At 64.6% G+C, this 13,784-nt stretch carries 12 protein-coding genes and 2 tRNA genes; 12 read left to right on the top strand and 2 right to left on the bottom strand.

The genetic code is table 11. The features are described from left to right. Positions 1–13: 13 nt before the first annotated feature. The 6 genes from hflK (at position 14) to MJ122_RS19510 (ending at position 7,234) form a co-directional block, all read left to right on the top strand. On the top strand, positions 14–1,183 hold the full coding sequence (gene hflK / locus MJ122_RS19535) for an FtsH protease activity modulator HflK (protein WP_017520391.1): 1,170 nt from the start codon (positions 14–16) through the stop codon (positions 1,181–1,183). Next, complete coding sequence (gene hflC / locus MJ122_RS19530; RefSeq protein ID WP_088416182.1) at positions 1,183–2,052, top strand: protease modulator HflC; 870 nt, start codon at positions 1,183–1,185, stop codon at positions 2,050–2,052. The genes hflK and hflC overlap by 1 nt, the downstream gene beginning before the upstream one ends. 341 nt (positions 2,053–2,393) lie before the next feature. Then, complete coding sequence (locus MJ122_RS19525) at positions 2,394–2,579, top strand: DUF2065 domain-containing protein (protein ID WP_037012084.1); 186 nt, start codon at positions 2,394–2,396, stop codon at positions 2,577–2,579. Between the two features lie 34 nt (positions 2,580–2,613). Beyond that, entirely contained in the window at positions 2,614–3,792 is a 1,179-nt protein-coding gene (locus MJ122_RS19520; RefSeq protein WP_239745756.1) for an ATP phosphoribosyltransferase regulatory subunit, read from the top strand. Positions 3,793–3,858: 66 nt separating this feature from the next. Beyond that, entirely contained in the window at positions 3,859–5,154 is a 1,296-nt protein-coding gene (locus MJ122_RS19515; protein ID WP_088416184.1) for an adenylosuccinate synthase, read from the top strand. A gap of 145 nt (positions 5,155–5,299) precedes the next feature. Continuing rightward, complete coding sequence (locus MJ122_RS19510) at positions 5,300–7,234, top strand: methyl-accepting chemotaxis protein (protein WP_239745755.1); 1,935 nt, start codon at positions 5,300–5,302, stop codon at positions 7,232–7,234. A gap of 167 nt (positions 7,235–7,401) precedes the next feature. On the opposite strand, the gene MJ122_RS19505 is transcribed toward MJ122_RS19510, so the two are convergent. Next, a tRNA-Leu gene (locus MJ122_RS19505) sits at positions 7,402–7,488 on the bottom strand. Between the two features lie 146 nt (positions 7,489–7,634). After that, positions 7,635–7,721, bottom strand: a tRNA-Leu gene (locus tag MJ122_RS19500). A 205-nt stretch (positions 7,722–7,926) separates the two neighbouring features. Between MJ122_RS19500 and rnr the strand changes: the two genes are divergently transcribed. The 6 genes from rnr to rplI all read left to right on the top strand — a co-directional run bounded on the left by rnr (position 7,927) and on the right by rplI (position 13,658). After that, positions 7,927–10,656: a ribonuclease R gene (gene rnr, locus MJ122_RS19495; protein WP_239745754.1), complete on the top strand. Its 2,730-nt coding sequence runs from the start codon at positions 7,927–7,929 to the stop codon at positions 10,654–10,656. Further along, positions 10,653–11,405 carry a 23S rRNA (guanosine(2251)-2'-O)-methyltransferase RlmB gene (gene rlmB, locus MJ122_RS19490; RefSeq protein WP_045216244.1) on the top strand — a complete coding sequence of 251 codons (753 nt, stop codon included), beginning with the start codon at positions 10,653–10,655 and terminating at the stop codon, positions 11,403–11,405. The genes rnr and rlmB overlap by 4 nt, the downstream gene beginning before the upstream one ends. Positions 11,406–11,609: 204 nt before the next feature. Then, positions 11,610–12,026 carry a 30S ribosomal protein S6 gene (gene rpsF, locus MJ122_RS19485; protein WP_017518275.1) on the top strand — a complete coding sequence of 139 codons (417 nt, stop codon included), beginning with the start codon at positions 11,610–11,612 and terminating at the stop codon, positions 12,024–12,026. 29 nt (positions 12,027–12,055) lie between these two features. Continuing rightward, positions 12,056–12,286, top strand: a complete 231-nt coding sequence (gene rpsR, locus MJ122_RS19480; RefSeq protein WP_003095634.1) for a 30S ribosomal protein S18 — start codon at positions 12,056–12,058, stop codon at positions 12,284–12,286. Positions 12,287–12,320: 34 nt separating this feature from the next. Beyond that, entirely contained in the window at positions 12,321–13,190 is an 870-nt protein-coding gene (locus MJ122_RS19475) for a hypothetical protein (protein WP_088416188.1), read from the top strand. A gap of 21 nt (positions 13,191–13,211) precedes the next feature. Further along, positions 13,212–13,658: a 50S ribosomal protein L9 gene (gene rplI / locus MJ122_RS19470; protein WP_017518273.1), complete on the top strand. Its 447-nt coding sequence runs from the start codon at positions 13,212–13,214 to the stop codon at positions 13,656–13,658. Positions 13,659–13,784 lie beyond the last annotated feature (126 nt).

The raw sequence follows: 13,784 nt of genomic DNA, 5'->3' as shown, positions 1-13,784 counted from the left end.
GATGGAGAGCGCTATGGCTTGGAATGAGCCGGGTGACAACTCGAACAAGAACGACCAGGACCCCTGGGGTGGACGCCGTGGTGGTGGTCGCCAGGGCCCGCCTGATCTGGATGAGGCTTTCCGCAAGCTGCAAGACAGCCTGAACGGAATTTTCGGAAAACCCAAGCGCGGCAGCGGCTCGGGCGGTGGCGGCAATGGTCGGGGCGGTAGCCTCGGTCTGTTCGGTATCGGCCTGGCGATCCTCGCCGTGCTGTGGCTGTACAACGCCATCTACGTAGTGGATGAGCAGGAGCAGGCGGTGATCCTGCGCTTCGGCCAGTACCACGACACCGTGGGCCCCGGCCTGAATATCTACTTCCCACCGATCGACAAGAAGTTCCAGGAGAACGTCACCCGCGAGCGTGCCTACAGCAAGCAGGGGCAGATGCTCACCGAGGACGAGAACATCGTCGAGGTTCCGCTGACCGTGCAGTACAAGGTCAGCAACCTGAAGGACTTCGTGCTCAACGTCGACCAGCCTGAAGTCAGCCTGCAGCACGCTACCGAAAGCGCCCTGCGCCACGTGGCTGGCTCCACCACCATGGACAAGATCCTCACCGAGGGCCGTGAACAGATGGCCACCGAGGTGCGTGATCGCCTCCAGCGTTTCCTCGATACCTACAAGACCGGTATCACGGTGACCCAGGTGAACATCCAGAGCGCCGCCGCGCCGCGTGAGGTGCAGGAAGCGTTTGACGACGTGATCCGTGCCCGCGAGGACGAGCAGCGCGAGAAGAACCAGGCCGAAGCCTACGCCAATGGCGTGGTACCTGAAGCCCGTGGCCAGGCGCAGCGCATCATTGAGGAGGCCAATGGCTACCGCGATGAAGTGGTCTCCCGCGCCCAGGGTGAGGCTGACCGCTTCGCCAAGCTGGCCAGCGAGTATCACAAGGCACCGGAAGTCACCCGTCAGCGTCTGTATCTGGACACCATGCAGGATGTCCTGAGCCAGACCAGCAAGGTGCTGGTGACCGGCCAGCAGGGTCAGAACAACCTGATCTACCTGCCGCTGGACAAGATGATGGATGGCCGTGGTTCGGCAGCTCCGAGCGCTGCGCCGAGCGCGAGCAGCACGCCGGATATCGGTTCGCGGGTTGCCAACGACCTGCAGCAGCGTGACACGCGTACCCGGGAGAGCCGCTGATGAGTAACAAGTCCCTGATCGCCCTCATCGCGGGTGTGGTGGTTGCTGTTGCCGTTTGGAGCAGCGTCTACGTGGTGCAACAGACCGAGCGCGCGGTACTGCTGCGCTTCGGTCGCGTGGTCGAGCCGGACGTGAAGCCTGGCCTGCACTTCAAGATTCCGTACGTCAACACGGTGCGCAAGTTCGACGGCCGCCTGCTGACCCTGGACTCGCCGACCCAGCGCTTCCTGACGCTGGAGAAGAAAGCGGTGATGGTCGACGCCTACGCCAAGTGGCGCGTCTCCGATGCCGAGCGCTTCTACACCGCGACTTCGGGCATGAAGCAGATCGCCGATGAGCGTCTGTCCCGTCGTCTGGAAGCCGGCCTGCGCGACCAGTTCGGCAAGCGCACCCTGCACGAGGTGGTGTCGGGTGAGCGTGATGCCCTGATGGGCGATATCACCGCTTCGCTGAACCGCATGGCGCAGAAGGAGCTGGGTATCGAGGTGGTCGACGTTCGCGTCAAGGCCATCGACCTGCCCAAGGAAGTGAACCGCAGCGTGTTCGAGCGCATGAGCACCGAGCGTGAGCGCGAAGCCCGTGAGCACCGGGCCAAGGGTCGCGAACTGGCCGAAGGTATCCGTGCGGATGCCGACCGTCAGCGTCGTGTACTGCTGGCCGAGGCCTATCGCGAGTCGGAAGAGACCCGCGGTGACGGCGACGCGAAGGCGGCGGCGATCTATGCCAAGGCCTACACCGCCGATCCGGAGTTCTACGCTTTCACTCGCAGCCTAAAGGCTTACCGCGAAAGCTTTGCAGACAAGAAGGACGTGCTGGTGCTCGATCCGAGCAACGAGTTCTTCCGCTATCTGGAAAAAGCTAAACCCTAAGGGTCCGTCGACGCTTCGCCGTGACCGCGCCGAACCCCGTGTTGCGAGTTGTCCCGATGCCGAGTTGAGGTCCGGGCGCCGCGCAACACGGGGTTCGTCCCTTCGGGTTGCGCGTCAAATCACGCCATGCGTCGTTGCGGGGCTAGGCAAGGGCCGGCCATTGTCGTCGCCCCGCGTCTAGCCTGACGTGATTTGCCGCGGCAACGCGATTCACGCCGAAACATCAACGGACCCTTTCAACTCTCCGGCGGGCGGCAGCGCCCGCCGGAGAAATCGTGTTATCATGGGTCAGCCGGGAAATCCCGGCTTTTTTGCGTCCGCGAGAATGATGTACGAGAGCCATGTGGCAGGAATTCGGCAAGGCGTTCTGTCTGTTGCTGGTGCTGGAAGGCATCCTTCCATTCCTGTATCCGCGTGGCTGGCGCGACGCCGTGAGCGGGCTCGGGCGCCTTGGCGACCGCAGTCTGAGACTCATCGGGCTGGGCAGCATGCTGCTCGGCACCGTCCTTCTTTACTGCATTCATTGAAGTGCCGCCCGGCCTAAAAAAGGAGAGAGGCGACATGGCAACGGTAGACCGCTGGCTGCTGCCAGATGGAATCGAAGAAGTGCTGCCACCGGAGGCGGCGCGCGTTGAAGCAGCCCGCCGTCAGGTGCTGGATCTGTTCCAGCGCTGGGGTTACGAGTTCGTCGTCACCCCGCATATCGAATACCTCGAATCCCTGCTGACTGGTGCCGGCCAGGATCTGGACCTGCGTACCTTCAAGGTCACCGATCCTGCGTCCGGCCGACTGATGGGGTTCCGTGCGGACATCACGCCGCAAGTGGCGCGCATGGATGCCCACAGCCTGCGTCGCGAAGGCCCGAACCGCCTGTGCTACGCCGGCAGCGTGCTGCATGCCCGCCCGCGTGCGCTGGCCACTTCGCGCAGCCCGATCCAGTTGGGTGCCGAGCTCTACGGCAACACCGGCTCCGCCGGGGACGTCGAAGTCATCAGCCTGCTGCTCGACATGCTCGAGATGGCCCAGGTGCCGGACGTGCACATGGACCTCGGCCACGTCGGCATCTACCGTGGCCTGGCCCAGGCTGCCGGCCTGTCCGGCGAGGTCGAGCAACTGCTGTTCGACGCCCTGCAGCGCAAGGCCGTGGATGAGGTCGCAGCGCTGACCGAGGGCCTGCCGAGCGAGCTCGCCGGCATGCTCCGCGCGCTCGCCGAACTGTGTGGCAGCCGCGAGGTGCTGGAGCAGGCACGCGAAGTGCTCGCTGGCGCTCCGGCCAATGTCCAGGCGGCGCTGGCCGATCTGACAGCCATTGCCGACTCGCTGGCGGCGCGCTTCCCGCAGCTGCCGCTGTACTTCGACCTTGGCGAGCTGCGCGGCTATCACTATCACACGGGTGTGGTGTTTGCCGCGTTCGTGCCTGGGGTTGGCGAATCCATCGCCCAGGGCGGCCGTTACGACGACATCGGCGCCGATTTCGGCCGTGCGCGTCCGGCCACCGGTTTCTCGACCGACCTCAAGACCCTGGTCACTCTTGGTCGCGCCCAGCTCGACGAGCCGCGCACCGGAGTCTGGGCGCCGGCCGAAGGGGCTGGCTTGTGGCAGGCGGTGCAGCAGTTGCGCCGTCAGGGCGTGCGCGTGGTACAGGCGCTGCCCGGGCAGGATGCGGCTTCGGCTTCCGAAGCGGGCTGCGACCAGCAACTGCTGGTTCGCAATGGCAATTGGCAGGTGGCGCCGCTCTGAGGCGCGCCACTTCGAGTTTCCGCCGGCCGCGGCCGGCACCGAACATCCACGATGGGGACAAGTGTTATGGGTAAGAATGTCGTAGTCCTGGGCACCCAGTGGGGTGATGAGGGCAAAGGCAAGATCGTCGACCTGCTGACCGACCAGGCTGCTGCCGTGGTGCGTTATCAGGGCGGCCACAACGCCGGTCATACCCTGGTAGTCGGCGGCGAGAAGACTGTTCTGCACCTGATTCCGTCGGGCATCCTGCGCGAAGGCGTGCAGTGCCTGATCGGCAACGGCGTGGTGCTGGCGCCCGACGCGCTGATGCGCGAGATCGCCAAGCTGGAAGAGAAGGGCGTACCGGTGCGCGAGCGCCTGCGCATCAGCCCGTCCTGCCCGCTGATCCTGTCCTTCCACGTGGCCCTGGACCAGGCGCGAGAGAAGGCTCGTGGTGACGCAAAGATCGGCACCACCGGTCGCGGTATCGGCCCGGCTTACGAAGACAAAGTGGCCCGTCGCGGCCTGCGCGTGGGCGACCTGTTCCACCGCGAGCGTTTCGCCGCCAAGCTGGGCGAGGTTCTGGACTACCACAACTTCGTCCTGCAGCACTATTACAAGGAGCCGGCCGTCGACTTCCAGAAGACCCTGGATGAGTGCATGGCCTACGCCGATGAGCTGCGTCCGCTGATGATCGACGTGACCTCGGCGCTGCACGACCTGCGTCGCGCCAACGAGAACATCATGTTCGAAGGCGCCCAGGGCTCGCTGCTGGATATCGACCACGGTACCTACCCGTTCGTCACCAGCTCCAACACCACCGCTGGCGGCACCGCTACCGGTTCGGGCTTCGGTCCGCTGTACCTGGACTACATCCTGGGTATCACCAAGGCCTACACCACCCGTGTCGGTTCCGGCCCGTTCCCGACCGAGCTGTTCGATGACGTCGGCGCGCGCCTGGCCAAGGTCGGTCACGAGTTCGGTGCCACCACCGGCCGTGCCCGCCGTTGCGGCTGGTTCGACGCCGTCATCCTGCGTCGCGCCATCGAGATCAACAGCCTGTCCGGCCTGTGCCTGACCAAACTGGACGTCCTCGACGGCCTGGAAACCGTGCGCATCTGCACCGGTTACAAGAACGCCGCTGGCGAATTGCTGACCGACGCGCCGACCGACGCTGACAGCTACATCGGCCTGCAGCCGGTCTATGAGGACCTGCCGGGCTGGAGCGAATCCACCGTCGGCGTGCAGAGCCTGGAAGGCCTGCCGGCCAATGCGCGTGCTTACATCAAGCGCATCGAGGAGCTGGTCGGTGCGCCCATCGACATCATCTCGACCGGCCCGGACCGCGCCGAGACCATCGTCCTGCGCCATCCGTTCGGCTGATCCACAGCTGCACACTGCAACGGGCCGCTCATGCGGCCCGTTGCCGTTTCCGGGGTTTGGCTTTGCGTAGCGGCACGCGCTTTGCTGGAGAAACGGATTGGCGCCTTTCGCGCCAGACATCCGTTACGTCCGGAGGAAATCCGCCGTGTCCGCCGTCCTGTCTTTGTTGCGCAGTCGCTTGCTGCGACCCGCTTTTATCGCCCTGGGCGTCGCGCTGCTGGTGCAGCTGGCGATTGCCCTCTGGCTTACCCGTAGCACTGTCGATGGCCTGGTCGCCGACCTGGGAGCGCGCCTGGGTAACGAATCGCAACGCCTGGCCGGCGAGTTGGAGCAGGCCGGCAAGGAAGTCAGTTCCGGGCTGAACGATTTGTCCGCGCGAACCCGTGAGCGTCTGGGCTCGGCGCTGTCTGCGCGTCTGGAGGAAGAGCAGGGCCAGCTGCGCGAAGGTCTGGAGCAGAGCCTGCGCCAATCCGCCACAGAATTGGCGCAGCTGCTGGCGGCCGTGGCGCCCAAGGCCATGTGGGACAACGATGTTCCGCTGCTTTCCGATTATGCGCGGCGCGCCCAGGCCAACCCCAACGTGCTTTTCGTGGTCTATGACGATCCGCAGGGCCAGCACCTGACCCGCTACCTCAATCGCGAGGACGCGCGGATCAAGGTGCTGCTGGAGAAGGGCAAGGGCGAGCGAGCGCTGGACAAGGTGCTGGAAGCGGCCAGTCATGACAGTTCGGTGTTCCTCGTCGAGGCGCCGATCAGTCCCAATGGGGTGGTCATCGGCACGGTGCGCCTGGGCGTTTCCACTGAGGCCATCGAGAAGCAGATCGCTGCGCTGGATCAGCGCTTTTCCGCCCTGGTCGCCAGTGGCGATCAACTGGTGGGCGACAGCCTTGCCGGGGCGGCGGCTGATAGCGCCAAGGCGCTCACCGCGCGTCTGCAATCCGCGAAGCAGGCTGCGGATGGCATGAGCCTGGGCGCGAAGGCTTCCATCGAAGACGCGGCGGGAACGCTGCGCTGGCGTATCGGCATGGGCCTGCTGCTGGTCGGCCTCGGTGTGCTGCTGTGCCTGGCGATCGTGCTGGGCCGTCGTGTGGTCAATCGTCTGCGCCTGCTGATCGATGCGCTGAATGACCTGGCGGCCGGAGAGGGTGACCTGACCCGGCGCGTGCGGCTGGACAGCCGTGATGAGCTGGGCGAGATGGCGACAGCGGTAAATCGTTTCGTCGACAAGCTCCAGCCCATCGTGCGGGAGGCGGGGCAGGTGGCGCAGCAGACCGGCAGCGAGATCGCCGCACTGGCCAGCCGCAGTGCCAGTGCCGAAGCGGCGGCGGACAGGCAGCGCAATGAGGTGGCGGGCAGCCTGGAGGCGCTCTCCGGCATGGCCGCAGAAGCCGAAATGGAGAGTCGCTCCATGCAGGCGGCTCTGGCGCGGGTCGGTGAGATCCGCAAGGCGGCGCAGGACAATGCGGCCATCGCTCGCAAGGTGGGTGGCCTGATCGAAGCCCTGGAGTCGCGCGTGCAGAACGGCGCCGGCGTGATCGAGCGCTTGGCGCGGCAGAGCGAGCAGATCGAAGTGGTGCTCTCGGTGATTCATGGCATCGCCGAGCAGACCAACCTGCTGGCATTGAATGCGGCCATCGAAGCGGCGCGCGCTGGCGAGAGCGGGCGAGGGTTCGCCGTGGTGGCGGATGAGGTGCGCGCGTTGGCCAGCAAGACCCAGCAATCCACCGGTGATATCCAGTCGCACATCGGTGCGCTGCAGGAGGGCGCGCGCGAGGCGGTGTCGGCCATTGGGCAGGCGCGCGAGCAGGCAGTGCAGGGCTTGGCGGCGCTGCAGGACAGTGAGCGACTGCAGCGCGAGGTGCAGAGTGCGGTGGAAGAAGTGCATGGTGCCATCGAGGCTGCCGCTCATTCGGCACAACAGCAGGCAGCTGGCGCTGAGGCGGTGCGCGGCCGCGTCGAGGTGATCCATGCCGAGGCGAGCCGCGCGGCCGAGGCGGTGAGCGCGACCGCCAGCAGTGGGCGAGTGCTGGATGGATTGGCCGGTCAGCTGCGCGCCAGCCTGGGGCAGTTCAAGGCTTGAGGATGCTAGCGCATTCGTAGGAGCGGACTCCGTCCGCGATAGATCGCCCGCAGCTCGGAGCTAGCCGATAGCACATCGCGGACGAAGTCCGCTCCTACGCAAGGTTTGAATTTCACGAACGCCGGAAACGAAAAAGCCGAGCAGTGCTCGGCTTTTTCGTTTGAAGATGGTGCCCAGGAGAAGACTCGAACTTCCACGGTGTTGCCACCGCTAGGACCTGAACCTAGTGCGTCTACCAATTCCGCCACCTGGGCATGCTTTTCAGCATGGGGTGCGATGATCGCTCATCGTCTTGCGGTGATGCAACCCTTGGTTGCATCTGGCGGTCTATTGTTCGGTTATCAGGGTTCCGAACCCGCCTGATAAAGCCCGTCAGCGACTGACTTTATCCTTGAATAAGTGGTGCCCAGGAGAAGACTCGAACTTCCACGGTGTTGCCACCGCTAGGACCTGAACCTAGTGCGTCTACCAATTCCGCCACCTGGGCACTGGAGTCGATGATCGCTCATCGTTTCCGTGTTACAACGTCTGTCTGACGCTGTGGGCGCGAACTATACGGAGCCCCTTTTAGCTTGTAAACCCCTGATGCGATAAAAAATTTATTCTTGCCCAAAGCTGACCGACAAGCGGATTTCGCGCTTCAATAAGCAGATGGCGAACCATACCCCTATATATAAGGTGACCGCACTTTAATGGCCGATTGGCAAAACCTCGATCCCGAGGCCGCCCGCGAGGCGGAAAAATACGACAACCCCATTCCCAGCCGTGAGCTCATCCTGGCGCATCTCGCCGAGCGCGGCGCCCCCGCGACGCGGGCCCAGCTGCTCGAAGAGCTCGGCCTCTCCGGCGAAGAGCCGGAAGAAGCGCTGCGCCGCCGACTGCGCGCCATGGAGCGCGACGGCCAGCTCATCTATACCCGCCGTGGCGCCTACGCGCCGGTGGACAAGCTCGACCTGATCCTCGGCCGCATCGCCGGCCACCGCGATGGCTTCGGCTTCCTGATCCCCGATGACGGTAGCGACGACCTGTTCCTCAGCCCGACGCAGATGCGCCTGGTGTTCGACGGCGACCGCGCCCTGGCGCGCGTGTCGGGCTTCGACCGCCGGGGTCGCCGCGAAGGCGCCATAGTGGAAGTGGTCGAGCGCGCCCACGAGACCATCGTGGGTCGCTACTTCGACGAGAGCGGCATTGGCACAGTGGTCGCCGACAACCCGAAGATCCAGCAGGAAGTGCTGATCCCGCCAGGCAAGGCCGGCAAGGCCAGGCACAACCAGTTCGTCCAGGTGCGCATCGACGTCTGGCCGAGCGTGCATCGCCAGGCCCAGGGTGAGGTGGTGGAGGTGCTCGGCGACTATATGGCGCCCGGCATGGAGATCGAGGTCGCCCTGCGCAGCTACGACATTCCCCACACCTGGCCCGAGGCCGTGGAGAAGGAAGCGGCCAAGCTCAAGCCCGAGGTGCTGGAGAAGGACAAGGAGAAACGCGTCGACCTGCGTGCCCTGCCTTTCGTCACCATCGACGGCGAGGACGCCCGCGACTTCGACGACGCGGTCTACGCCGAGAAGCGCAAGGGTGGTGGCTGGAAGCTGTTCGTCGCCATCGCTGACGTCTCTCATTATGTGAAGGTCGGTTCGGCCCTGGATGAAGAGGCGGCCAAGCGCGGCAACTCGGTGTACTTCCCCGAGCGCGTGATCCCGATGCTGCCGGAGATTCTCTCCAACGGTCTGTGCTCCCTGAATCCCCTGGTCGATCGCCTGGCCATGGTCTGCGAGATGAATCTCTCCAAGGCCGGCAAGATGACCGACTACCAGTTCTATGAGGCGGTCATCCATTCCCATGCGCGCCTGACCTACACCAAGGTCAGCCAGTACCTGGAAACCCCGGACAGCCCCGAAGGCCAGCGCCTGAAGGAGCAACTGCCGGCGGTGGTGCCGCACCTCAATACGCTCTATGACCTGTACAAGGTCCTGGTCGGCGCGCGCCATGTGCGTGGGGCGATCGATTTCGAGACCCAGGAAACCCGCATCGTCTTCGGCGCGGACCGCAAGATCTCGGAAATCCGCCCGACCCAGCGCAATGACGCGCACAAACTGATCGAGGAGTGCATGCTGGCGGCCAACGTGGCCACCGCCAGGTTCCTCGAGAAGCATGCGATTCCCGCGCTGTACCGCGTCCACGACGGCCCGCCGCAGGAGAAGCTGAACAACCTGCGGCAGTTCCTCGGCGAACTCGGCCTGACGCTCTATCGCGGCAAGGGCGACCCGACGCCGGCGGATTACCAGAAGCTGCTGGAGTCCATCCAGGGCCGCCCGGACCTGCAACTGATCCAGACCGTGATGCTGCGCTCGCTGAGCCAGGCGGTGTACAGCCCCGAGAATGCCGGCCACTTCGGCCTGAACTACGAGGCCTACACACACTTTACCTCGCCGATCCGCCGCTACCCGGACCTGCTGACCCACCGCGCCATCCGTGGCCTGATCCGCTCCAAGGCGGCCTCCGAGCACGTGCAGCGCGTTGGTGCCGCCAGCATGCCCAAGGCGCGTATCTATCCGTACGACGAAGCCCGCCTGGCCCAGTTGGGCGAGCAGTGCTCGATGACCGAGCGCCGTGCGGATGAAGCGACCCGCGACGTCACCAACTGGCTGAAGTGCGAGTTCATGCGCGAGCGCGTGGGTGAGACCTTCCCGGGCGTGATCACCGCAGTCACCGGTTTCGGCATCTTCGTGGAGCTGAGCGACATCTACGTAGAAGGCCTGGTGCATGTCACTGCGCTGCCGGGCGACTACTACCACTTCGACGCCGTGCACCATCGCCTGAGCGGCGAACGCACGGGTCGCAGCTTCCGCCTGGGCGACACCGTGGAAGTCGTCGTGGCGCGTGTCGACCTGGATGAACGCAAGATCGACTTCGAGCTCTCCGACAACGTGCTCAGCGCGCCCATTGGCCGCAAGAAGCGTGGCGAGAAGGCCGAGCCGGCCGCCAAGGGCAAAGTGGCCAAGGGCAAGGCAGCCAAGGGGGTGGCGGCGAAAGACAAGCCGGCCAGGACTCCTCGTGCCGTTGCGGATGATCCGTACCTCGCTCCGGACGTGGCCGTGCAGCCGCGCAAGCGTAAGGTCGGCGTGGTTCAGGCGCTGCCGTCGGTCGCCCCGGAGATGCTCGCCAAGGCCGAGGAGATGCTCGGCAATACGGATGTGCGCAAGAGCCGCGAAGTGAAGAAGGCCCTGCTCGACGAGGCCAAGGTCGGCGGCAACAAGCCGGCGGGTGGCAAAGGCAGGAGCGCGCCTGCCGCGGGCAAGCCGCGCAATCCTTCGAAACAGAAATCCCGGTCCGCCAAACCGTCCAAGCACCGCAAGGGCTCGTCCGCGCCCAAGGGCGCTGCGTCCGGTGGTGCTCCGGCCAGCAAGCGTAAGGCGAAGAAATGAGTCAGTGGGAACAGGTCTACGGGGTCCATGCCGTAGAAGCGCTGCTGCGCCATCATCCGAAACGGGTCAAGCAGCTGTGGCTGGCCGAAGGCCGCCAGGACCCGCGGGTCCAGGCGCTGGTGGAGCTGGCCGGTCAGGCGCGCGTGCCGGTGGGGACGCGCGACCGCAAGGAACTGGACGAGTGGGCCGAAGGCGTGCACCAGGGCGTGGTCGCCGAGGTCAGCCCGAGCCAGGTGTGGGGAGAGAACATGCTGGAGGAGCTGCTGGAGCGCTCCGCTGGCCCGGCGCTGCTGCTGGTGCTGGATGGTGTGACCGACCCGCACAACCTCGGTGCCTGCCTGCGGACCGCCGATGCGGCGGGCGCGCTGGCGGTCATTGTGCCGAAGGACAAGTCCGCCACCCTCAATGCCACCGTGCGTAAGGTTGCCTGCGGCGCGGCCGAGGTGATCCCGCTGGTGGCGGTGACCAACCTCGCGCGTACCCTGGAGAAACTCCAGCAGCGCGGCCTGTGGATCGTCGGCACCGCCGGCGAGGCGACCCAGATGCTCTATGAGCTGGACCTCACCGGGCCGACCGTGCTGGTGATGGGCGCCGAGGGCAAGGGCATGCGCCGCCTGACCCGCGATCACTGCGACTACCTGGCCAAGCTGCCGATGCAGGGCAGCGTCAGCAGCCTGAACGTCTCGGTGGCCACCGGCGTGTGCCTGTTCGAGATCGTCCGCCAGCGCCAGCTCAAGGCCGGCGCCTGACGTCCCCCATGCGAGGCGGGTTGCTCCGCCTCGCGCTGTTCAAAGTTTCACCAGTTTTCCTTGCGCCCCCCGGCGCGCTTCTCTAGAATGTCGGCCCTTGTCGTCCGGGCAGGCGTTCGCGCGTCCTACCGAGTGGCAAGGAAAAAATCATTCACTCCTTGTCTGACCGCTTTGTCGGCAGGCTGCAATCCGTAAGGAGCATTTATGCGTCATTACGAAATCGTGTTCCTGGTTCACCCGGACCAGAGCGAACAAGTCGGTGGCATGGTCGAGCGTTACACCAAGGCCATCGAAGAAGACGGCGGCAAAGTCCACCGTCTGGAAGACTGGGGCCGTCGTCAGCTGGCTTACGCCATCAACAACGTGCACAAGGCTCACTACGTTCTGATGAACGTCGAGTGCACCGCCAAGGCCCTGGCAGAAATGGAAGACAACTTCCGTTACAACGACGCCGTGATCCGTAACATGGTCATCCGTCGCGACGAAGCCGTTACCGGCCAGTCCGAAATGCTGAAGGCCGAAGAGAGCCGCAACGAGCGCCGCGAGCGCCGTGAGCGTCCCGAATCGAACGAGGGCGAGTCCGCTGACGGCGATGATAGCCGCGACAGCGCTGACGAGTAATCCCGGACCAGTATTGAGGAGCCACACACATGGCACGTTTCTTCCGTCGTCGTAAGTTCTGCCGTTTCACCGCTGAAGGCGTGAAAGAGATCGATTACAAGGATCTCAACACCCTGAAGGCCTACGTTTCCGAAACCGGCAAGATCGTTCCGAGCCGTATCACCGGCACCAAAGCCAAGTACCAGCGTCAGCTGGCGACCGCTATCAAGCGCGCCCGTTACCTGGCCCTGCTTCCCTACACCGACAGCCACGGCCGTTGATCGGGCAGTCGACTGGAATTGATGGATAGATCGCATGCGCGCATTGGCTGAATTTGTCATGCGAGGCCGCATGCAGGCGACCCTGGTGGTCGTCGCAGCCGCGGTACTGCAGCCTTTGTTCTGGCTCGGTGCCGCAGCAGGCAGTCTGGTGCTGTTGCGCCGTGGTCCCAGCGATGCCTTTGGCATCCTGGCCTGGGCGCTGCTTCCGGCACTGGCCTGGTGGTACCTGGGTGACCCCAGCGTAAGTCTGGTTCTGGTGGGTAGTGCCGTGCTGGCGCAGGTTCTGCGCAGCAAGGTGTCCTGGAACCAGGTGATGCTGGCGAGCGTTGTGCTCGGTGCGGTGTTCGTGCTGCTGCTCAGCACGGTGTCGGCCGGGTTGGTCGCAGGTCTTGCCGATGCATTCGGCAAGGCGCTGCCGCAGGTTCTGGCCGAAGCCAAGCTTTCGCCGGAGCAGATGGCCGCCCTGCAGGCGGAGATGGTTCCGACCATCACCGGCCTGATGGCAGCCTCGCTGCAGACGATCAGCCTGTTGTGCCTGATGCTGGCGCGTTATTGGCAAGCAGTACTGTTCAACCCGGAAGGGTTTGGCCGCGAGTTCCGCGCACTGCGCCTGTCGCCGGGCACGGCTGTAGCGCTGCTGGTCGGCGTTGTGGCACTGCCTTTCGCAGGGCCCGCGGCCACCATGCTGGCGCCGCTGTGCATGATCCCGCTGCTGTTCGCCGGGATCGCACTGGGGCACGGCCTGGCCGCGCTGAAGAGGCTCCCGGGCTTCTGGCTCGCACCGCTGTACCTGCTGGTATTCGTACTGGGCAATGTGATCTGTCTTGTCGCCGTAGTCGACAGTCTGTTTGATTTTCGCGGTCGCCTGGCCAAGCGCCAGAAAGCTGCGAACGGTGAAGGTTAAAAGTTAAGAGGTAAGACTCAAATGGAAGTCATCCTGCTGGAAAAGATCGCCAAACTGGGCAACCTGGGCGACAAGCTGAACGTAAAGGGCGGTTACGCTCGTAACTACCTGCTGCCGCAGGGCAAAGCCACCGCTGCCACCGCTGCCAACGTCGCTGCTTTCGAAGAGCGCCGCGCAGAGCTGGAAAAAGCCGCTGCTGAGAAAAAAGCTGCCGCTGAAGCTCGTGCTGCCCAGCTGTCCGAACTGATCGTGACCATCGGCGCCCACGCTGGCGACGAAGGCAAACTGTTCGGTTCGATCGGCACCCGCGACATCGCCGACGCCGTTTCGGCTGCCGGCTACCCGCTGGAAAAGAGCGAAGTTCGCCTGCCCGACGGCGCCCTGCGCGCTGTAGGCGAGTACAACATCGAAGTGCAACTGCACATGGATGTTGATGCAACCCTGCACGTGGTTGTAGTCGCCGAGTAAGCGATCCGTCGCTAGGACGATTCACACGGCTTGCCTGGGTGAATCAGTCCAATAACAATGGGCACGGTACCGATCCTCGGTCCGTGCCCTTTGTTTTTCCGCCGTTTCACACAACACGAAGAGCCC

Source organism: Pseudomonas sp. DP-17 (assembly GCF_022380625.1).
Lineage (GTDB): Bacteria > Pseudomonadota > Gammaproteobacteria > Pseudomonadales > Pseudomonadaceae > Pseudomonas > Pseudomonas nitroreducens_A.
This window is presented reverse-complemented; position numbering and strand designations above follow the sequence as displayed.

Bases quoted from the DNA above. Each gene is read 5' to 3' on its own strand.
- rplI (WP_017518273.1), top strand. From the start codon at position 13,212: ATGGAAGTCATCCTGCTGGAAAAGATCGCCAAACTGGGCAACCTGGGC.
- rnr (WP_239745754.1), top strand. From the start codon at position 7,927: ATGGCCGATTGGCAAAACCTCGATCCCGAGGCCGCCCGCGAGGCGGAA.
- MJ122_RS19475 (WP_088416188.1), top strand. From the start codon at position 12,321: ATGCGCGCATTGGCTGAATTTGTCATGCGAGGCCGCATGCAGGCGACC.
- MJ122_RS19520 (WP_239745756.1), top strand. From the start codon at position 2,614: ATGGCAACGGTAGACCGCTGGCTGCTGCCAGATGGAATCGAAGAAGTG.
- rpsF (WP_017518275.1), top strand. From the start codon at position 11,610: ATGCGTCATTACGAAATCGTGTTCCTGGTTCACCCGGACCAGAGCGAA.
- hflC (WP_088416182.1), top strand. From the start codon at position 1,183: ATGAGTAACAAGTCCCTGATCGCCCTCATCGCGGGTGTGGTGGTTGCT.
- MJ122_RS19525 (WP_037012084.1), top strand. From the start codon at position 2,394: ATGTGGCAGGAATTCGGCAAGGCGTTCTGTCTGTTGCTGGTGCTGGAA.
- rlmB (WP_045216244.1), top strand. From the start codon at position 10,653: ATGAGTCAGTGGGAACAGGTCTACGGGGTCCATGCCGTAGAAGCGCTG.
- hflK (WP_017520391.1), top strand. From the start codon at position 14: ATGGCTTGGAATGAGCCGGGTGACAACTCGAACAAGAACGACCAGGAC.
- MJ122_RS19515 (WP_088416184.1), top strand. From the start codon at position 3,859: ATGGGTAAGAATGTCGTAGTCCTGGGCACCCAGTGGGGTGATGAGGGC.
- rpsR (WP_003095634.1), top strand. From the start codon at position 12,056: ATGGCACGTTTCTTCCGTCGTCGTAAGTTCTGCCGTTTCACCGCTGAA.